This is a genomic window from Paraburkholderia terricola (assembly GCF_900142195.1).
In the GTDB taxonomy this organism is placed as follows: Bacteria; Pseudomonadota; Gammaproteobacteria; order Burkholderiales; family Burkholderiaceae; genus Paraburkholderia; species Paraburkholderia terricola.
Genome location: NZ_FRAB01000016.1, coordinates 1 through 18,903, shown reverse-complemented (window position 1 = coordinate 18,903; position 18,903 = coordinate 1). Strand labels below are relative to the sequence as shown.

The window sequence follows — 18,903 nt, the reverse complement described above, 5'->3', positions numbered from 1 at the left end:
CGGAGACCTTTTATGACTGTATTCGACTATCTGTCGGCCAACTGGCCTGAACTGCTGCAACTCACCGCCCAGCACGTGTGGCTGGTGGGGATCGCCGTGGGCTGCGCGATCGTCGTCGGCGTGCCCTTGGGTATCGTGATCAACCGCCACGAGTGGCTTGCCGCGCCGCTATTGAGCATTGCGACGGTGGTGCTGACCTTGCCGTCCATCGCGCTGTTCGGTTTGATGATCCCGGTGTTCTCGCGCTTCGGCCAGGGCATCGGCTCGGTGCCCGCGATCACCGCCGTGTTTCTCTATTCGCTGCTGCCGATCATGCGCAACACCTACCTCGCGCTGCGCAACGTCGACGCCGGCATCAAGGAAGCCGGCATCGGTATCGGCATGACGATCTGGCAACGGCTGCGCCTCGTCGACTTGCCGCTCGCGGTGCCCGTGATTCTGGGCGGCGTGCGTACCGCGGTGGTGATGAACATCGGCGTGATGACGATTGCCGCGGTGATCGGCGCGGGCGGCCTCGGTACGCTGATCGTTCGCGCGATCGGCCAGAGCAACATGATGAAACTGTTGGTGGGCGCGGTGCTCGTGAGCGTGCTCGCGATCGTAGCCGACCTGCTGCTGCAAGCGCTGCAACGCTTGCTGACACCGAAGGGAGTGCAAAAGACATGATCGAACTCGACAAACTGACCAAGACGTTTACGCAGAAGGACGGCCAGCAGGTACGCGCCGTCGACTCGGTGAGCCTCACGGTGGGCGCGGGCGAAATCTGCGTGTTTCTCGGCCCCTCGGGCTGCGGCAAAACCACCACGCTGAAGATGATCAATCGCCTGATCACGCCGACTTCGGGCCGCGTGCTGATCGACGGCGAGGACACGTCGGGCCTGAACGAAGTCGAACTGCGGCGTCACATCGGCTATGTGATCCAGCAGATCGGCCTGTTCCCGAACATGACGATCGAGGAGAACATCACGGTCGTGCCGCGTCTGCTCGGCTGGGACAAGAAGCGTTGCCGCGAGCGCGCAACGGAGTTGATGTCGATGGTCGCACTCGATCCGAAGCAGTATTTGAAGCGCTATCCGCGCGAGTTGTCGGGCGGCCAGCAACAGCGTATCGGCGTGATCCGCGCATTGGCCGCCGACCCGCCGGTGTTGCTGATGGACGAGCCGTTCGGCGCGGTCGATCCGATCAATCGCGAGTCGATCCAGAACGAGTTCTTCCAGATGCAACGTCAGTTGAACAAGACGGTGATCATGGTGAGCCACGATATCGACGAGGCGATCAAGTTGGGCGATCGCGTGGCCGTGTTCCGTCGTGGTCAACTGGTGCAATACGATCATCCCGATACGCTGCTCGCGCACCCGCGCGACGAATTCGTCGGCGCGTTCGTCGGGCAGGACAGCACGTTGAAGCGTCTCTTGCTGGTGAAGGCCGGCGACGCGGCCACGCAACCGGAAACCGCGCGTGCGGATACGCCGATCGCGCGCGCGTTCCAGATGATGGACGACAGCGACAGCCGCTATCTGACCATCGTCGACCAAAACCGCCAGGCATTGGGTTATGTGACGCGCCGCGCGGCGCGCGCGGGGCAGGGCGTGTGCGGCGATCATCTGAGCGCGTTCAAGGCGACGGTCAGCGCCGACGAGCATTTGCGCATCGTGCTATCGAAGATGTACCAGTTCAACTCGTCATGGATGCCGGTAATGGACGGCGACGGACGTTACGTCGGCGAAGTCACGCAGGATTCGATTGCCGATTATCTGAGTTCAGGCCGTTCGCGCCGGCAGACGGGGCAGCCGGCGATCGTGTCGCCGGCCGTCACGGCTGCGGAAAGTGCCGCTGCCGCGCAAGCCGCGGTTGCCGTTCAAGCCTGAAGTTCGCGGCGGCGCGAGCGTCGAGCCGCACCGCGGTTTTCGCCGCGCAATGGAGTGGAGCGAGGGCCGCGAACGCGGCCAGCCTCCGCCGCGCTCGCATACATCACGCAGGCCAGCGCGGCCGTCCGCCACACCGCCATCGGCTCGTTGAGCCCGCTGATCGCTACCAGACCACGCGTAGGCAAGTGCTGATTGCGGCGGCGGCCGAGGAATTCGCTCACGCTAATTGAAAAGCCAATAACGCTCGAATTGCCGCGCCGAATTGCCGCACAAGTGGTATGCCGATCAAATACCCATTCGGCCGCTTAAAAAATTACCCGAATTTTTTTACCAATAAATTTCCGCGTTTTCTATGCGACGATCAACGCCAACGTCTACCGTGCACGATAGTTGCGACACGCCAAGCTATCCGCATACACGCGAAAGCGCGCCGGATACGCTGGCTGTGCGCTTTCGCACTTCGCAAGGAATATCGTCGTGAAATTATTCACTCGCTTAGGCGGAGTTGTCTTTTTTTTACTCGGCCTGCTTCCCCTTGGTGCATTTGCCCAATCGCAACTGAATTACACCACTTCATGGATCGGCAATAGTTTCGGCTTTGGCGACGGCAAATGGGTGCAGCAGGATATTCAGGCCATTAGCGTGGGTGCCGACGGCACCGTTTACACCAATGCGCCGTGGGACGAAAGCGGCAGTGAAATCGCCGCTTATCGCGCCGGCGACAAGATCGCCGTGGCCGGCTCGACGCATGGCTGGGGCGCCGCGGGCGGCGATGCGGTCGCGGTGAATCGTACGTACCTGTACGCGGCGATGTCGATCGGCAGCGAAAACAACAGGCTGGTCGGCGCCGACTATCCGCCGGCGGGACAGACATGGTTCGGCATCACGCGCCGCACGCTGGGCAATATCGCGGTCGGCGCGCCGTTCACCGGCGGCATCGGCAACAGCGCCAATGCGACGAAGAACAGTTTTCTGCTGCTCGACACGGTGACGACCGGCACCGACGCCGGCATTCGCGGCCTGGCCGCCACCGAGAGCGAGTTGTACGTGGCGGATACCTACGCGAACCGGATCGTCGTATTCGATGCGGTCTCGATGCAGCGCTTGCGCTCGTGGAGCGCGAACTCGCCGGGACGTATCGCGGTGGACACCGATTCGACGCTCTGGGTGATCGGCGGCGTTTCATCGGGAACGCCGGTCATTTCGCACTACGCCGCCAACGGCGCTCCGCTTTCAGGCACCTTGACGTTGCCGGCGGGCGCGGTGCCGGCCGACATCACGGTCACGCCGTCCGGGCAGATTCTCGTGGCCGACATCGGGCCATCGCAGCAGATTCTCGTCTTCACCAAGGACGCCAACGGCAAGCCGCAAGCCGCCGCGCCGCTCGGCACTCGCAATGGCATCTTCCATGTGATCAAGGGCGTGCCCGGCAACGGGCGCTTCAATGGCGTGACGGGCATCGGCGTCGATCCGGCGGGCAATCTCTATGTGGCGCAGAACGGCGAAGGGCCGAGGCCGATCGGCTCGGCGTCGGTCGGTCAGGGCGCGGTGCTCGAAAGCTATGTGTCGAGTTCGCGCACGCTCAACTGGCGTCTGTACGGCCTGACCTTCCTCGATAGCGCAGCCTTCGATCCGGCCAACCCCGGCTCGGTGTACACCGGCTCCAAGCGTTTCACGCTCGACTACAGTCAGCCGCCCGGCCGCGAATGGTCGTATGCGGCATTTACGCTCAATCGCTTCGATTATCCCGGCGACCCCACGTTTCACCAGCCGCGCGGCGTGCGCGGCGAGCCGATGGTGCGGCGAATCAACGGGCAGCCGTTTCTCTATACGCTCGATCCGGGCGCGCATTATCTGAACGTCTACCGGTTCGACTCCGCGCATGGGGAGATGGCGATTCCCTCCGGTCTGCTCGCGCAGAATCCGCTGCCGGGCACGTGGCCCTCGGGGCAGCCGACGTATGGCGAATGGTTGTGGCGCGACGGCAATGGCAACGGCACGGTCGACGCCAGCGAGATCAGCAGCAATCCGTCGACGGGCAGCACGGTCGGCAACGGCTTCTGGTGGGTCGATACGCCGGGCAACGTGTGGCTCGCCACGCCGACGAGCGGCATCCGCGAGATGCCGTTGCAAGGTCTCGATTCCGCCGGCAATCCGATCTACACGTATGCGAGTTCGAAGATGTTCGCGATGCCGCAGCCGTTCACGCGGATCGCGCGAATGGTCTACATCGCGGAGACCGACACCATGTACATCTCCGGCTTCACGAGCGCGATCCCGTGGGATTCGACGCACTGGAAGGAGGCCGGTCCGGTGCTCGCGCGTTACGACAACTGGAGTTCCGGCACGCCGTCGCAGCAGTACACGGTTTCGCTGCCGTGGAACACGCAGAGCACGCCGCAGACGACTACGGTGGGCGTCGCGGTGGCGGGCAATTACATTTTCGTCGCGGAGTTGTACACGGCAAAGGTGGACGTGTACGACGCGCGTACCGGCCAGGCGGTCGGCTACATGACGCCGGGCGCGAGTGTCGGCAACACCAGCGGCTGGGTGGACGTGTATCTCGGCATCAGCGCCGTGCAGCGCGGCAACGGCGAGTACGTCGTGCTGCTCGAAGACGACGCCCGCGCAAAAATCCTGATGTATCGATGGACGCCTTGACGTGGATCGCGCTCATGCCCATCACGAATGGACGGCAACGCACGATCGGTATATAACAACGTGAAAGGATGACGGGTTCATCGATGCTTCAACAGGAGAGATGTTTCATCATGACGCAAGACGTATCGCCTAAGCCGCCCCCGGACGACCGGCCCGACCTGGAACACCTCGACGCAGCGCTGAGCCACGTGAATCAGCAGGTATCGTCAGGCGGCATTGCTTCGGGTGCTGCAAGAGGCATTCTGTATAGCCTGATCGAGACGCTCGGCACGTTGGTCGGCGATCCCGATCTGCCGGAGCATGCGCGTTCCGGCTATGAAGGGCTGCTGGAAGCCGCTCGCGAATTACGCGCGAAGCTCGATCGCTGAACGCGGCGCCTGTCGGCGACTCGCGGTTCCCGGGTTCAGGAGCGGGCATGAGCGCTGAATTTCGGCGCACTCGCTCCGTGTGATAAAAAGGCGCACTGTTTCCAACATTGCGCCTTTTTTCTATGCTTTCCGCCTCCGCTATCGCATTGCTGGCCATCGGTATCGTCGTCGTGCTGATGACGCCGGGGCCCACCAACACGCTGCTTGCCGCGGCCGGCTTGCGCCAGGGCGTGCGGCGCTCGTTGCCGCTGATCGCCGCCGAGCTGGGTGGCTATTTCGTGTCGATCTCCGTGTGGGGGCGGTTTCTCGCGCAAGCCGCGCACGCGCTGCCCTGGTTGCCCTCGCTGCTGCGCGTGGCGGCCGGCCTGTACGTCGCCTATCTTGCCGTCGACATGTGGCGCGCGGCGGTCGCCTTGCCCGACTCCACGCAGCGGGCGAACGGCATGCGCACGCTATTCGTCGCGACGCTGCTGAATCCGAAAGGCCTGCTGTTCGCCGGCACGATCTTTCCGGCGATCGCCTTCGCGCATCTGCCGGCTTATGTCTTCTCGATGCTGATGTTTGCGTGCCTGCTGGTGCCGATCGCGCTCGCCTGGATCGCGTTCGGCGCGGCGCTCGGCAGCGGCAAGCTCGGCTGGCTCAATCCGGTGAAGATGCAGCGCGGCGCGTCGATCGTGCTGGGCGTGTTTTCCTTGTCGCTCGCGTGGACGGCGCTGCATTGAGCGCGTGCCGTTGCCGTCCGCTCAGGCTGGCACGCCGCTGTCCGCGCTTAGCGCCGCTAGCCACTCCGGCGGCGCGGACGTGATTCGAAGTTGCGGCGTGCCGTGCCAGTCGGCGCAACGCTGCAACGCGCGGCGCAGATCGGCGGCGAGACGCGCACTCGCGCGCACGCCCGGTTCGAGGTGCAGCGACTTCAGTTCGAACACGCCTTGCGTGCGATGCGCCTTCGCATCCACGCGGCCGACCAGGCGTCCCCGGCTCAGCAGCGGCAATACGAAGTAACCGTATTTGCGCTTCGCGGCGGGCGTATAGCATTCGATCGCGTAGTCGAAGTCGAACAGCGCGGCGGCGCGCTTGCGGTCCCACACCACCGGATCGAAGGGCGACAGCACCGTGGTGACCGTGGAAGCGAGCTTGCCGCTCGCGGCATCGTCGAGCATCGCGGCGAACTCGTGATGGACGAACGTGTCCTGCTTCCAGCCGTCCACTTTCACCGGGATCAACTCGCCGGCGTCGGCGAGCGCATGCAGTTCGTCCCGATACGGGCGGCGCGGCAGCCGGTAGTAATCGGCGACCCAATCGGCGCGCGCGACGCCGAGCGCGCGGCAGGTGCGGCGTAGCGCTTCCTCGGTCACGGTGTGCGCCGGCGGCAGATCGCGCGCGTCGTCCCAGTCCGGCAACACGCGCTCGGTCAGATCGTAGACGCGATGAAAATTGCGCCGCTCCGCGACCATCAATTGTCCGATCGCGAACAGCACTTCCAGGTGACGCTTTTCCGGTTTCCAGTCCCACCAGCCGTTGCTCTTGCCGGCTTCGCGGGCGAAATCCGCCGAACGCACGGGACCGGTCGCGCGGATATGCGCGAGCAGCTTCTCGATGTCCTTGCGATGCTTCTTGTGCCACTCGGCCGCGTATTTCCAGCCCATGCCGCTCGGGTCGAGCATGCGGTGACGCAGCAGGCCGTAATCCTCGACCGGCACGAAACAGGCTTCGTGCGACCAGTATTCGAACAGCTTGCCCTCGGCGAGATGCTCGTCGAGCCATTGCTGCGGATACGCGCCGAGCCGGCTGAACAGCACGAGGTAGGGACTGCGCGCGACGACGTGAATCGTGTCGATCTGCAGTTGCGTCATGCGGCGGATGGCGTCGAGCACATCGGCCTTGGCGGCCTTGCGGCGCGGCGGCGTCAGCAAGCCTTGCGCGGCCAGATGCAGGGTGCGTGCTGCGGATAGCGGAAGCATCTTCACGCGGATTGTGGTCAGTGAGTGACGGCGAGGGGAGCGGACACAGGGTCCGGCATGGGTCGGCAGCCGCTACTTTAGCGTGAATTACCGCAGATGAACCGGCGCGAGGATCAAGCAAACCCGGCCAACCGCGGGGCAACGCGATAGACGCGTTACCAGCCCCGCCCATGCTTATCCCAGCCGCGATGATGACCGTGGTCATGATGCCAGCGGCGCTCGCGGTAGTAATCGCCCCGATACCCGTGGCCGTCGCCGTAGCTATAAACCGGCTGAGGCGCGTAGACGACGGGCGGCGAGTAGACCACCGGCGGCGGCGGCGCGTAGATCACCGGCGGCGGCGCATACATGGGTCCGGGCGTATTGACGAACACGCCCACGTCCACGCCGGCCAGGGCGGCAGTCGACGCGCCGGCGGCCGCGAGGCCGAGGGCGGCAAATACGATTGCGCGTTTGAGCATGGCTTGTCTCCTGTTCCGAAAGAGCGGGCCATTCGCTGTCGAATGGCTAACGACAATCTTACGAAGCAGAAAGAGAAGCAGGTGCTACCAGTTGAACGCGTGTGTAACAGGCAGTAACCCAGGCAGTAACCCCGTCGATAACCGGGCCGTTACCCGCCAGTTCATTGCCTTACCCGCGGCGTGCCGCTCAGGCCCCCAAGGCCACCGCTTCCCCGGCCGACGCCGCCAGCATCTGATGGATCTGCGCAACCACGGCCGCCCCTTCTCCGACGGCGGCCGCCACACGCTTCGTCGACCCCGCGCGCGCGTCGCCGATCGCGTACACACCGTCGACCGTCGTGGCGAGATCGCAGACGGACGCGCCGTCCCGGCCGGTGCCCGTGATCACGAAGCCCTTTTCATCCAGCTTCACGCCGCAGGTGCGCAGCCAGTCGGTATTCGGGTCCGCGCCGGTGAAGAGGAACAGATGCCGCGTGTCGAAATGATCGGTGCCGTCCGGCAAAGGCCGTTTCAGACTCACCGACGCGAGCCCGCTGTCGTCCGCCGCCAGCCGGCCGATCTCCGAGTTCGGATGCACGAACACATTCGGCAGCGAGCGGATGCGGTCGATCAGATAGCGCGACATGGTGGCCTCAAAGCCGCTCCGGCGAATCAGCACGTGCACATTGGCCGCGTGCGTCGCCAGATAGACGATCGCCTGGCCGGCCGAATTGCCGCCGCCCACCAGCACGACGTCCTGGCGCTTGCACAGCTTGGCTTCGACCGGCGACGCCCAGTAATAGACGCCGCGCCCTTCGAAGCGGTCGAGCCCCTCGAGCGTGGGCCGCCGATAGACCGCGCCGCTTGCGATCACGATGGCGCGGGCCGTGATATGGCCGCCGCACTTCAGTTCGAGCTGATACGGCGACTGCTCGCAGCGCAGCGCCTTCACGTGAACCGGAATCGCGACATGCGCGCCGAACTTCTGCGCCTGCACGAACGCGCGGCCCGCCAACGCCTGGCCGGAGATGCCGGTCGGAAAGCCGAGGTAGTTTTCGATCCGCGAACTGGCGCCCGCCTGGCCGCCCGGCGCGCGGCTGTCTAGCACGATCACCGACAGTCCCTCGGACGCGGCGTACACGGCGGTGGCGAGGCCGGCCGGTCCGGCGCCGACGATCGCGACGTCGTACACGTGAGAATCGTCGAGATCGGGCAGCAAGCCCAGGCAGGTGGCGAGTTCCGGCATGCTCGGATGATGCAGCACCGAGCCGTCCGGGCAAATCGCCAGCGGCATGTCTTCCTTGCGCGCGGCGAATTGCTCGATCAGATGCAGCGCGTCTTCATCGCGCTCGTCGATGACGGAATGGGGATGCCCGTTGCGCGACAGGAAGCCTTGCAGCATGACGAGCCGCGGGTCGGTGCTGTTGCCGATCAGGATCGGGCCGCCCGCGCCTTTTTCGATCAGCCCCACGCGCCGCAGGATCAGCGCGCGCATGATGCGCTCGCCGAGTTCCGCTTCGGCGACGATCAGCGCGCGCAGCCCTTCCGGCGGAATCAGCAGCGCGTCCACCGCGGAAAGCGCCATGGCGTTGACCAGCGCGGGCCGCCCCGACAACTGGCCGACCTCGGCAAGAAAACGCCCGGCGCCATGCTCGCCGATCAGCAGTTCGCGCCCGATGCCGTCGCGCTGATAGATCTTCACGCGTCCTTCCAGCAGCACGAACATGCCGGGACCGGGCCGGCCCGTTTCGAACAGCAGTTCACCGGTTTCCCAGTGACCCACTTCGCCGAACCGGCGCAGGCGATCGATTTCCGCGGCCGTGAGCGTGGGATACATCTGGTGCGTGCGGGTGGAGAGCGACGAAAACGGCGCATCGGCGACGACCGCCTGCTGTTGCCCTTCAGCTTCTTGAGTCGAAAGCATTGAACCGCTCCTACGGGAGTTCATTTGATTGGTCGAACGGGATCAAGCGGCGCGGCGCGCCGAGCGCGCGAAAATGCGGATGCGCCGCCGCGCTACACGGCCTTGGGCGCGACGTCCTCGACCGCCACTTCGGGCGGCGGCACGTGGGCCAGCGCTTCAACCGGCTTGCCCGAGTCGCGCCAGGCTTCCATGCCGCCGCGCAGCGGCAGCACGTCGGAGAAGCCGGCTCCGTTCAACTGCTTGGCCATCCATGCCGCAGAAATCTCGTTCGGGCACGAACAGTAGATCACCATCTTCTGATCGCGCGGATAGGCCGCGATGATCGCTTCGAGCTGCCGTTCGTCGGCGAATTGCGAGCCCGGAATCACGAACGGATCGAGTTTGCGCTTTTCGTGCGAACGGATGTCGAACAGCACCGGCGTGTTGCCCGCCGCAACCAGCGAGGCCAGCTCGTCGATTTCCATGCGTGCGGACGCGAGCTTCGAAATCAACTGACGCCGGCGCACCCACCGATAAGTCCCGTACAGCAGCAGCAACGCGACGGCCACGAGGCCCGCCGTTCGGCCGAGGCGCCCGGCGGCGGCGAACAGCATGTCGATCTGCTCGGCGAACAATGCGCCGATGATCAGACCCGTGCCGGACCACAGCGCGGCGCCGATGCTGTCGTAAGTGAGAAACGTGCGATAGCGGGTGCCCATTGCGCCGGCCATCGGAATCGACACGATCGCGAGGCCGGGGACGAACTTCGCCACGGCCAGCACGCGCACACCCCAGCGGCCGAAAAAGCGCTCGGTCTTCTTCACGCAGGTGTCACGCGAGAGCGACAGGCGGCAGATCGCCTTCAGCGTGTTGCCGCCGTACACGCGGCCGGCGAGATACCACGCGCTGTCGCCGATCAGCGTGGCGAAGATCGACAGGATGAGGACCGGCATCAACTGCGTGCCCACCGAGCCGGGATGCATGGCCGCCATCGCGCCGAACAGCACGAGCGACGGCATCGCCGGCACCGGCAACCCGAGGGAGGCGGCCAGCACGTTGACGAAAATGAGCGCCGGCCCGTATTGCTCGACGAGGTCATGTAGCATCGGCTTACATCCGCAGCCCTTTCGGGAGCGGCGCAGGTAGGGAATGCAAAGGGAGAATTCAGGAATTATGGACGCATTTTCAAGGCGTGCAAACGCTCTGAAACGATGCCCGTTATTCGTGGGGTGAAAGCGCTATCGCGGTGTTGCCGAAGCAACTAGAAGCGTGGATTCGAAGCGCGAGCAAAACAAGTAAAAGGATTGACGCCGGCGCGCGATGCAAGTGGCGGAAATAAAAGCACGAGTGCGTTGACGACTTGTTACCGCGCTCGACTCGGGCGGCGACACTCATGCCGCATGCGGCGTACTGCCTGCAACGCACGACATACGGCATCAGGCCATGAGGCGCTCGCGCGCGAACGCCGCGCGCTCCCAAACTCATTGACGATGATTATGCTGTTCGCCGGGTAATTCGGCGCCATGCGCGCGAATCGCGGCAATCAACTCGGCGGGCGTGATTTCATAGCGCACTTCACGATGAATGCCAGGCTTGCGCTCGTCGACTTCGACCAGAAGAATGCCTTTGCCGTCTTCTGTCGATTCGAGGCGCAGCGAGCGGAGTTCGCGCGCCGTTGCGTCGTCGTATTCGGTGAGCAGGGCCATTGACCCGGAGGACCCGGTAGTGCGCATCGAAGTTGTCCTTGTTCCGTTGTTGATCGAATCATTGTACGGGCAGGATAGCGCGCCGTCTGTCGCGCCATGTTCACGCTTGCTCGTGCGCCCGTTCATTTGCCGCTTGCCGTGACGCCGCCCTTGCGCCGTGCGCAGCGCGTTGGCTGGCGCGGCTCGCCGGGCAGCGGGAGAGGTGACATGCGGCTGTGACAACCAGTTTAACGCGACTCCCGCGAGAGGCGGACGCATTTTTCGTGCCCCTCGGCGGTGCAATCGTTCTGCCCGGCTGTCATGCGCATGACGCGCGCTTCGGTTAGGCGCAGGCGGGTCTATCGGGGTATGCGTTGCGACTCATGCAGACTCACGCATGCTGTTCAGATCGCGCAATTCGGCGACGCGCAACGGCGCGTCGGCAGCGAGGAAAAACTCGTCGAGTTGCGGCGGCGCGGCCGTCGTGCCGCTCAACATCGCGTGGACTTGCCCGCGATGATGAATCTGGTGGACGAAAACATGCGGCAGCACGCCGCCGATTTTCTCGCGCTGCACGCCGACCGCTGGTCCGCGATCGATGCGCACTTCGCGGTGCAAATCCTCGTCGCGAAGCGATTCGCAAAAAGCCAGCAGTTGCTGGTCGCTTCGCGCTTGTGCATCCCACAGCTCGGCTGCGCGAGGATAGGGCAGTTCGTTGTCGAAAATGGTGAGGCCCTCGCCGCCGTCGACGAGCGCATCGAAGTAATACCGGTCCACCAGAAGAATGTGATTCAACGTGAGTTGCAGCGACGGGAAGAAACTCACCCGGTGTTCGGCGAACGCCTGGTCGGTCAAGGTGAGACAAGCGCGGTAAAGGCGCAAATTCGACCACGCGTTGTTGCGCGCCATGTCGGCGAAGTGCGCGGACAGCAGGTTGGTTGCCGGAGCGTCGGATGGGGGCACGTCGGCCTCCTGTTACGGGGATCGGTGGAAGGTTCGCGCTCCGTGCAACCCTGTGCGCGCGTGGCGCATGTGGCTCGAAGGTGGCTCGAAGCGCTGCCTGCGTAGCGTAGCATCGCGCGGCGATCCGCGGCCGACGGCTCCCGTATTCCCTCACCACTAGCCTCGCCGCCTGGCCTGCCGGCAAAGCCGAACTTCAACGATTACGGCAGGCGCCGCGACGTGGCAAAAAAATAGCCCGTCCGGAATGGGACGGGCCGTTAAACGCCGTTGTTACTCGGGTCAGCCGGCCCGTTGCAAATTGGGCGCTGACGGGTCAATCCTGAGGCGTCGCTACCCCCCTGTCGAGATGGGACTAATGCCGATCTATCAGACCAATGTGGCTTCGGCTCGCTCCGCATCGCGTGCGATTCCGGGCGCGGGCTTGTGTGTCCCGTTCGACGCGAGCGCTTGACGCTTCGGCGTGGCGGCGCGTTGCGCGGGCGCTGCCTCGGCGACGGTGAATAGACGCACCGCTTCATCGAGCACGTCGGCCTGTTCCGCGAGGCGCTGCGCGGTGGCCGCGGCCTGCTCGACGAGCGCCGCATTCTGCTGCGTGGCGCCGTCCAGATGCGAGACCGCCTGATTCACCTGGCGAATGCCCTCAGCCTGTTCGCTACTCGCATTCGCCACTTCCACGATGATCGACGACACGCGGCTTACCGCCTCGTCGATCACACGCATTTGCGACGTGGTGCGAGCAACCAGTTCGGTGCCCGCCGCCATTTCGGTCGCGCTTGCCTCGACCACCGATTTGATTTCCTTCGACGACGCCGCGCAACGTTGCGCGAGCGTGCGCACCTCGCCCGCGACGACCGCGAACGAGCGGCCCGCCTCGCCCGCGCGCGCGGCTTCGACGGCAGCATTCAGCGCCAGAATATTAGTCTGGAACGCGATGCCGTCGATTACGCCCGTGATGTCCGCAATGCGCCTCGACGCCGCGGTGATGCCGGCCATCGTCTGCTCGACCTGGCCCGCGATCTTGCCGCCGACGGCGGCCGCCGCTTGCGCCTCCTTTGCCAGATCGAGCGCGCGCACGCTGGCGTCGGCATTGGCCTGCACGGTGGTGGTCAACTCTTCCATGGTGGCGGCGGTTTCCTCCAGCGAGGCCGCCTGCAATTCGGTGCGGCGCGCGAGATCGACATTGCCGCTGGAAATCTCGCGCGCGTTCTCGAGCATGCCGGTGATCTGCGCGCGCACGTCGTAGACGATCGCCGCGAGATTCGCCTTCAACTGGTTCAAGGCCTGCATCACCTCGCCGAGGTCGTCATGACGCTCGATCTCCAGATCGGCCGTCAGATCGCCGGCGGCGATACGGGTCGCGAAACCGGACACGTCGCGGATCGGCGCGGCGAGTTGCCGGTCCAGCAACCGCCACGACACGATACTGAGCGCCGTCGTGACGCCGAACGCGAGCCAGAACGGCGCGGGCGGCGCGCCTTGCCAGGCCGCGAGGCCGGTCAGCAGCAGCGCCAGCGGCGTGACCGCATAGCCGGCCGCCGCGCGCGTGGCGACCGGCAGACGCATCAGCGCCTGTAAACGTCCGGCCAGGCCGGTGCGCACCACCACGCCGCGACGCAACTTCACGCCACGCGACTCGCCGCCGCGCATGCGCGCATACAGCGCCTCGGCGGCGCGCACCGCGTCGCGCTCCGGCTTCACGCGCACGCTGAGATAGCCGACCACGGCGCCTTTCTCCACGACCGGCGTGACGTTTGCCTTGACCCAGTAATGGTCGCCGTTCTTGCGGCGGTTCTTGACGAGGGCGGTCCACGGACGGCCGTCGCGGATCGTCGTCCACAGGTCGGCGAAGGCTTCGCGCGGCATGTCCGGATGACGGATCAGGTTATGCGGTTGACCGATCAGCTCGTCGCGCGTGAAGCCCGAGACGGCCATGAAGGCGGGATTGCAATACTGGATGCGGCCGGTGAGGTCGGTCGCGGAAACGAGCATTTGCGACGAGGGGTATTCGTACTCGTGCCCGGTGACAGGCTGGTTATTGCGCATGGCTTTCCTTGCTGGTGCTCACCGAGGAGGTGAGCGTGGTGCTTACGTCTTGCCAGCAATAACGACAATTAACCTCGCGCGCTTGAGGGTTTCCCAGTAAACCACTCAGGTTTATACCGCCGTGCGCCGTTAACGCAGGGTTGTTTTATGCGGGACGAATGGTCGATCACGCCGGTCGCCTGGCGATGAAGTCGATCTCGACCAGCGCGTCGCGCGCCAACGCCGTGACGCCGATGCAGGTTCGCGCGGGCAGCGCGTCGGCGGGGAAATAGGCGCGGTAGGTGTCGTTCATGGCCGCGTAGTCGCGCTTGAACTCGGTCAGAAAGATGCGCGCGGCAACCACGTTCGGCAGACCGAGGCCGAGTCCTTCGAGGACCAGCACGAGGTTGTCCATCACGCGCCGGGTCTGGGCGACGACGCCCTCGGGCAGCGGGGCGGTGTCGTCGGTCGGCCAGGTCGGCATCTGGCCGGTGAGGAATACCCAGCCGTCGGCTTCGGTGGCATGGGAAAACGGACCGACCGGAGCCGGTGCCGCGGGGATCATCCAGAAAGCGGGGGTTGAGCTCATGCAATGCGCGCCGGTTGGGTTGAGAAAGCAGGGTGACAAAGTAACCGATCAAAACTCCTGACGCCGTTACTTTGCCCCGCCTTCACGCCGCGGCCACGCATGTCCGCTCAAACCAGTCCGGTCAGGTAATAAACCGCGATCACGAAGAACACCGCCAGCGTCTTGATCACCGTCACCGCGAAGATGTCGCGATACGACTGACGGTGCGTCAAGCCCGTCACCGCCAGCAGCGTGATGACCGCGCCGTTGTGCGGCAGCGTGTCCATGCCGCCGCTCGCCATTGCGACGACCCGGTGCAGCACTTCCATCGGGATATGCGCGGCTTCCGCGCCCTTGATGAACACGTCGGACATGGCCGCGAGCGCGATGCTCATGCCGCCTGACGCCGAACCCGTGATACCCGCCAGCGAACTCACCGACACCGCTGCGTTGACGAGCGGATTGGGAATGCTCTTCAATGCGTCGCTGACCACCAGAAAGCCCGGCAAGGCCGCGATCACCCCGCCGAAGCCGTACTCCGACGCGGTATTCAACGAAGCCAGCAGCGCGCCCGCCACCGCGGCCTTGGTGCCGATCGCGAAACGCTCGCGCACGCGGCCGAACGCCGTCGCCACGACCATGACGATGCCGAGCAGCAGCGCGCCTTCGACGGCCCAGATCGCGACCACGCTCTTGATCGTCGTCGTGATGGGTGCATGCACGCCCGGCAGGATTTCCGGCGGAACCGTGTACGACGCGCCGTACCAGTTCGGAATCCAGCGGGTCAGCAGGAAGTTCGCGACGCCGACCAGCACCAGCGGCGCGAGCGCCAGCAACGGATGCGGCAATTGCTTCGATTCGACGCGCTCCGGCTCGTTGACGAGTTCCGTGCCGTAACCTTCGCCGGCCGCCATCGCCGCGCGGCGGCGCCACTCCAGATACGAAAGGCCCACCACGATGATGAACAGCGAACCGATCACGCCGAGCGCGGGCGCGGCCCACGAGGTGGTCTTGAAGAACGTGGTCGGGATGATGTTCTGGATCTGCGGCGTGCCCGGCAGCGAATCCATCGTGAACGAGAACGCGCCGAGCGCGATCGCGCCAGGCATCAGGCGCTTCGGAATGTTGCTCTGACGGTAGAGTTCGGCGGCGAACGGATACACCGCGAACACCACCACGAACAGCGAGACGCCGCCGTAGGTGAGCAGCGCGCACACCGCGACGATCACCGCATTGGCGCGCGAGCGGCCGATATAGCGGATCGCGGCGGCCACGATCGACTCCGAGAACCCCGACAGTTCGATGACCTTGCCGAACACGGCGCCCAACAGAAACACGGGGAAGTACAGCTTCACGAAGCCGACCATTTTCTCCATGAAGATGCCGGAGAACACCGGAGCGACGGCGGAAGGGTCGGTCAGCAGAACGGCGCCGAGCGCGGCGACCGGCGCGAACAGAATGACGCTGTAGCCGCGATAGGCGGCAAACATCAGAAACGCCAGCGCGGCGAGGACGATAACAAAGGACATTGAGTCTCCAAAGCTTGGTTGTTCTACGTGTACGCCGTCCCGATGGCGACGGCATGGCGGCGTGGGAACGCAGGTTCCATGCCACACACGCCGCAGCGGGCCGCCTGCTGATTCCGCCGGCCGAAGTTCGAAACGCGCTGCGGGCGATTGTACCCAAACGTCTCCAAATCGGGACGTAAATCAGCTGAACATACGCGCGTTACAGGTTAAACCCTTATGCAGGAAGCTTGCTGACGATCTCGTGGATGAGATAAGCTCGTCTCCGAATTGAGACAGCCACAATAGAACGATACCTGGAGACAGCGACACGATGATGAACGACTGGGCGGGCCTTCCCGCCGCCTATGGCGACGTACTGCGCCGCGCGATGGATTCGCTGTTCCGCACGTTCGAAAATTTCAGCGAAGGCACGTTCATCGTTGATGCGGACGCGCGCGTGGTCTGGATCAACAAGCGCTATGCGGCGCGCTTCGGTTTTGCGGACCCCGAGCAGGCCATTGGCCGCGATTGCGAAGCGGTGATTCCGAACAGCCTGATGCGCGAAGTCGTGACCACCGGCAAGCCGATCCTGCTCGATATTCTCGAAACCGACCGCGAGCCGCTCGTCGTCACGCGTCTGCCGCTGAAGGACGATGCGGGACAAACCGTCGGCGCGGTCGGCTTCGCGCTGTTCGACGAACTCAAGGCGCTGACACCGCTCTTTTCCCACTACTCGCGCGTGCAGCAGGAACTGATCGCGACGCGTCAGTCGCTCGCGCAGGCGCGGCGCGCCAAATATACGTTCGGCAGTTTCGTCGGCACGAGCCCGGCGAGCCTCGAAGTGAAGCGCCAGGCGCGCCGCGCGGCGCAACTCGAATCGCCCGTGCTGCTGCTGGGCGAAACCGGCACCGGCAAGGAGTTGCTCGCGCATGCGATTCACGGCGGCTCGGCGCGGGCCAATCAGCCGCTCGTGACCGTCAACGTCGCGGCGATTCCGGATAGCCTGCTCGAAGTCGAATTCTTCGGCGCCGCGCCCGGCGCCTACACCGGCGCGGACCGTAAAGGGCGCGTCGGCAAGTTCGAGCTGGCGAACGGCGGCACGCTGTTTCTCGACGAGATCGGCGACATGCCCCTGCCTTTGCAGGGCAAGCTGTTGCGCGTGTTGCAGGACAAGGAGTTCGAGCCGCTCGGCTCGAACCGGATCGTGCGCGCGGACGTGCGAATCATCGCCGCGACGTCGGCTGATCTGCTGGCGTTGGTCGCGGCGGGGCGCTTTCGCGCGGACCTGTTCTACCGGCTCAATGTGCTGACGATCCACGCGCCCGCATTGCGCGAGCGTCTCGCCGATATTGAGGCGCTGGCTTACGCGATGCTCGAAGAGCTGTCGACGCAGGCGCGCGGCGGCCGTCACTTCGAATTGCAGGACGATGCGCTGCGGCTGCTGTGTTCGTACGCATGGCCCGGCAACGTGCGCGAATTGCGCAATACGCTGGAGCGAGCCGTGATGCTTGCCGACAGCGAGCGGATCGACGCGCGCGCGCTCGCGCCGTTTGTCGGTTCCGCGCAGGGCGGCGGCCACCGTCCTTACGTGCCCGAGGCGGTCTCTGTTGCACGCGCCGCGAACGAGGCCACGGGCGCGCCCGAACCGGCGTCGTGGAGCGACGCAATGGCGGCGTTCGAGAAACGCTTCCTGAGCGAAGCCTTGCGCGCCAACGGCGGACGCGTGATCAACACGGCAACGCAGATCGGCATGGGCCGCGCGACCCTCTACAAGAAGATCGCGGCATACGGCATCGAGGTGTGACGAAGTCCCGCGACATCGAGTCAGCGCAGCGTAATGGCCACATGGCACAATCGCGTGATCGAAAAACAAGATGTTTCGGGGTTTCCAATGAAACGCAGTCCTTCCTCATTCGCGCGCCTGGCCTGCGCGACGTTGGCAGTGAGCGCGCTCGCCGCGCTGAACGGTTGCAGCAGCCCCACGCCGCTGTTTTTGTCCGATGGCCGCGCCACCACGCTGGTTCAATGTCCGGCCCGCTCCGACTCGTGCGCGCAGCAGGCCACCGCCAGTTGCGGCGGCGCATTCGACGTCGTGCGTCAATCCACCGAGAATGGCACGCTTAGCCTGATTTACGCCTGTCGCGCGAAATGACTGCACGCCGGCTTCATGCCGGCACGGCGGCTTTCGCAGATTGCCTTTCGTTGGTTCGCGGCCTAGCCGCGACGGCGGCATTTCCATTGCCGAGATTATTCTCAACCAAACAAATGTTGTCCCTGTTTGGAGCAAGGTATGAATTCTGTTTCAGGCATAAACGCGCGGCCGTCATAAAACGGACGCCAATGTATGCCGTCGACGGGCAATTCATGCAGTGGGCATTATTTCAAAGTAGAACTTTTCGTTTATCCTTCTTTCCTCCGGCGCCTGCGTGCACGCTCGAATGGGCCGTGCGCAAGTCGGTGCGGCAGCCAACGGAAGCGTGCGATTAGCCGCTGTATTCTGTTTCAGCCGGCTCGCGATTTTAGCGTCGGACAGATTTGCCGATTGAGCATCGCCGCAAATAGCATTTAAGAAATATTTTCGTGTCGCCGAAATAACCAGCGGCATGGTTTATGCTCCGATTCACGCTTTGTATCAGTTCGATCTGAATCCCGGGGAAAGCAATGAATCACCACCAACTCGAAAAAGATATTGAACACCTTGAGCATGTCATCTCGCATCTTTCGGCTGAAGACCGCATCCCGCTTTCGTATTGGCGTAACCGGATCGACTCGGTTTCCGGCGCGGTTCGCGTGCCGGCGCAGGCCAGCCGGCTCAAGCGTCTGAACGCCGCCCTTTCGGCGCTGGAGGCGCGGCAAAAAGCCTAGCAGGCTGCTGAAGTATCGGCGGTAATGTCATCGCTGAAGGCCCCTGAAGCGTTGATGGAAGACCCCCACTTGCCCCTTGGAGATCATGCGC

General features: G+C 64.4%; 18 protein-coding genes. 8 read left to right on the top strand and 10 right to left on the bottom strand.

The window, feature by feature from the left end; genetic code table 11:
- Nucleotides 1-12 precede the first annotated feature (12 nt).
- The 5 genes from BUE39_RS15805 to BUE39_RS15785 all read left to right on the top strand — a co-directional run bounded on the left by BUE39_RS15805 (nt 13) and on the right by BUE39_RS15785 (nt 5,619).
- Nucleotides 13-666, top strand: a complete 654-nt coding sequence (locus BUE39_RS15805) for an ABC transporter permease (protein ID WP_073429610.1) — start codon at nt 13-15, stop codon at nt 664-666.
- Nucleotides 663-1,868, top strand: coding sequence for an osmoprotectant ABC transporter ATP-binding protein OsmV (locus BUE39_RS15800; RefSeq protein ID WP_073429609.1), 1,206 nt, complete (start codon nt 663-665; stop codon nt 1,866-1,868). The genes BUE39_RS15805 and BUE39_RS15800 overlap by 4 nt, the downstream gene beginning before the upstream one ends.
- A 477-nt stretch (nt 1,869-2,345) precedes the next feature.
- Complete coding sequence (locus BUE39_RS15795) at nt 2,346-4,529, top strand: NHL repeat-containing protein (RefSeq protein WP_073429608.1); 2,184 nt, start codon at nt 2,346-2,348, stop codon at nt 4,527-4,529.
- A 110-nt stretch (nt 4,530-4,639) separates the two neighbouring features.
- A complete protein-coding gene (locus tag BUE39_RS15790) occupies nt 4,640-4,897 on the top strand; it encodes a hypothetical protein (protein WP_073429607.1) in 258 nt (85 codons plus the stop codon).
- A gap of 122 nt (nt 4,898-5,019) precedes the next feature.
- A complete protein-coding gene (locus BUE39_RS15785) occupies nt 5,020-5,619 on the top strand; it encodes a LysE family translocator (RefSeq protein WP_073429606.1) in 600 nt (199 codons plus the stop codon).
- A gap of 21 nt (nt 5,620-5,640) precedes the next feature.
- Here the strand turns inward: BUE39_RS15785 and BUE39_RS15780 are convergent, their stop codons facing one another.
- The 9 genes from BUE39_RS15780 to BUE39_RS15740 all read right to left on the bottom strand — a co-directional run bounded on the left by BUE39_RS15780 (nt 5,641) and on the right by BUE39_RS15740 (nt 15,968).
- A complete protein-coding gene (locus tag BUE39_RS15780) occupies nt 5,641-6,864 on the bottom strand; it encodes a winged helix-turn-helix domain-containing protein (RefSeq protein ID WP_073429605.1) in 1,224 nt (407 codons plus the stop codon).
- Nucleotides 6,865-7,013: 149 nt separating this feature from the next.
- The gene (locus tag BUE39_RS15775) at nt 7,014-7,319 is read right to left on the bottom strand and encodes a hypothetical protein (RefSeq protein ID WP_073429604.1); all 306 of its coding nucleotides are present in this window, start codon (nt 7,317-7,319) and stop codon (nt 7,014-7,016) included.
- A 187-nt stretch (nt 7,320-7,506) separates the two neighbouring features.
- A complete protein-coding gene (locus BUE39_RS15770; RefSeq protein ID WP_073429603.1) occupies nt 7,507-9,222 on the bottom strand; it encodes an FAD-dependent oxidoreductase in 1,716 nt (571 codons plus the stop codon).
- Nucleotides 9,223-9,314: 92 nt separating this feature from the next.
- Nucleotides 9,315-10,307, bottom strand: coding sequence for a DedA family protein/thiosulfate sulfurtransferase GlpE (locus tag BUE39_RS15765; RefSeq protein ID WP_073429602.1), 993 nt, complete (start codon nt 10,305-10,307; stop codon nt 9,315-9,317).
- Nucleotides 10,308-10,682: 375 nt separating this feature from the next.
- Nucleotides 10,683-10,934, bottom strand: coding sequence for a hypothetical protein (locus BUE39_RS15760; protein WP_035560791.1), 252 nt, complete (start codon nt 10,932-10,934; stop codon nt 10,683-10,685).
- Between the two features lie 333 nt (nt 10,935-11,267).
- The gene (locus BUE39_RS15755; RefSeq protein WP_073429601.1) at nt 11,268-11,849 is read right to left on the bottom strand and encodes a DinB family protein; all 582 of its coding nucleotides are present in this window, start codon (nt 11,847-11,849) and stop codon (nt 11,268-11,270) included.
- A 366-nt stretch (nt 11,850-12,215) separates the two neighbouring features.
- Nucleotides 12,216-13,892 (bottom strand): methyl-accepting chemotaxis protein, encoded by a 1,677-nt coding sequence (locus tag BUE39_RS15750; RefSeq protein WP_073429600.1) that lies wholly within the window; start codon nt 13,890-13,892, stop codon nt 12,216-12,218.
- Between the two features lie 166 nt (nt 13,893-14,058).
- Nucleotides 14,059-14,460 (bottom strand): RidA family protein, encoded by a 402-nt coding sequence (locus BUE39_RS15745; RefSeq protein WP_073429599.1) that lies wholly within the window; start codon nt 14,458-14,460, stop codon nt 14,059-14,061.
- Nucleotides 14,461-14,567: 107 nt separating this feature from the next.
- Entirely contained in the window at nt 14,568-15,968 is a 1,401-nt protein-coding gene (locus BUE39_RS15740; RefSeq protein WP_073429598.1) for a GntP family permease, read from the bottom strand.
- 310 nt (nt 15,969-16,278) lie between these two features.
- Here BUE39_RS15740 and BUE39_RS15735 point away from each other — a divergent pair, with 310 nt between their 5' ends.
- Nucleotides 16,279-17,751, top strand: a complete 1,473-nt coding sequence (locus BUE39_RS15735) for a sigma-54 interaction domain-containing protein (RefSeq protein ID WP_073429597.1) — start codon at nt 16,279-16,281, stop codon at nt 17,749-17,751.
- A gap of 87 nt (nt 17,752-17,838) precedes the next feature.
- Nucleotides 17,839-18,099, top strand: coding sequence for a YgdI/YgdR family lipoprotein (locus BUE39_RS15730; protein WP_073429732.1), 261 nt, complete (start codon nt 17,839-17,841; stop codon nt 18,097-18,099).
- 210 nt (nt 18,100-18,309) lie between these two features.
- Here the strand turns inward: BUE39_RS15730 and BUE39_RS34215 are convergent, their stop codons facing one another.
- Nucleotides 18,310-18,552 (bottom strand): hypothetical protein, encoded by a 243-nt coding sequence (locus tag BUE39_RS34215; RefSeq protein WP_143031937.1) that lies wholly within the window; start codon nt 18,550-18,552, stop codon nt 18,310-18,312.
- A gap of 56 nt (nt 18,553-18,608) precedes the next feature.
- On the opposite strand from BUE39_RS34215, the gene BUE39_RS15725 reads away from it, so the two are divergent.
- Entirely contained in the window at nt 18,609-18,812 is a 204-nt protein-coding gene (locus tag BUE39_RS15725; protein WP_073429596.1) for a hypothetical protein, read from the top strand.
- Nucleotides 18,813-18,903 lie beyond the last annotated feature (91 nt).

What these genes read in the sequence shown, in the direction of transcription:
- BUE39_RS15730 (WP_073429732.1), top strand. Translation starts at nt 17,839, where the DNA reads ATGAAACGCAGTCCTTCCTCATTCGCGCGCCTGGCCTGCGCGACGTTG.
- BUE39_RS15805 (WP_073429610.1), top strand. Translation starts at nt 13, where the DNA reads ATGACTGTATTCGACTATCTGTCGGCCAACTGGCCTGAACTGCTGCAA.
- BUE39_RS15775 (WP_073429604.1), bottom strand. Translation starts at nt 7,319, where the DNA reads ATGCTCAAACGCGCAATCGTATTTGCCGCCCTCGGCCTCGCGGCCGCC.
- BUE39_RS15740 (WP_073429598.1), bottom strand. Translation starts at nt 15,968, where the DNA reads ATGTCCTTTGTTATCGTCCTCGCCGCGCTGGCGTTTCTGATGTTTGCC.
- BUE39_RS15725 (WP_073429596.1), top strand. Translation starts at nt 18,609, where the DNA reads ATGAATCACCACCAACTCGAAAAAGATATTGAACACCTTGAGCATGTC.
- BUE39_RS15760 (WP_035560791.1), bottom strand. Translation starts at nt 10,934, where the DNA reads ATGCGCACTACCGGGTCCTCCGGGTCAATGGCCCTGCTCACCGAATAC.
- BUE39_RS15765 (WP_073429602.1), bottom strand. Translation starts at nt 10,307, where the DNA reads ATGCTACATGACCTCGTCGAGCAATACGGGCCGGCGCTCATTTTCGTC.
- BUE39_RS15790 (WP_073429607.1), top strand. Translation starts at nt 4,640, where the DNA reads ATGACGCAAGACGTATCGCCTAAGCCGCCCCCGGACGACCGGCCCGAC.
- BUE39_RS15770 (WP_073429603.1), bottom strand. Translation starts at nt 9,222, where the DNA reads ATGCTTTCGACTCAAGAAGCTGAAGGGCAACAGCAGGCGGTCGTCGCC.
- BUE39_RS15745 (WP_073429599.1), bottom strand. Translation starts at nt 14,460, where the DNA reads ATGAGCTCAACCCCCGCTTTCTGGATGATCCCCGCGGCACCGGCTCCG.
- BUE39_RS15785 (WP_073429606.1), top strand. Translation starts at nt 5,020, where the DNA reads ATGCTTTCCGCCTCCGCTATCGCATTGCTGGCCATCGGTATCGTCGTC.
- BUE39_RS15750 (WP_073429600.1), bottom strand. Translation starts at nt 13,892, where the DNA reads ATGCGCAATAACCAGCCTGTCACCGGGCACGAGTACGAATACCCCTCG.
- BUE39_RS15800 (WP_073429609.1), top strand. Translation starts at nt 663, where the DNA reads ATGATCGAACTCGACAAACTGACCAAGACGTTTACGCAGAAGGACGGC.
- BUE39_RS34215 (WP_143031937.1), bottom strand. Translation starts at nt 18,552, where the DNA reads ATGCCGCTGGTTATTTCGGCGACACGAAAATATTTCTTAAATGCTATT.
- BUE39_RS15735 (WP_073429597.1), top strand. Translation starts at nt 16,279, where the DNA reads ATGATGAACGACTGGGCGGGCCTTCCCGCCGCCTATGGCGACGTACTG.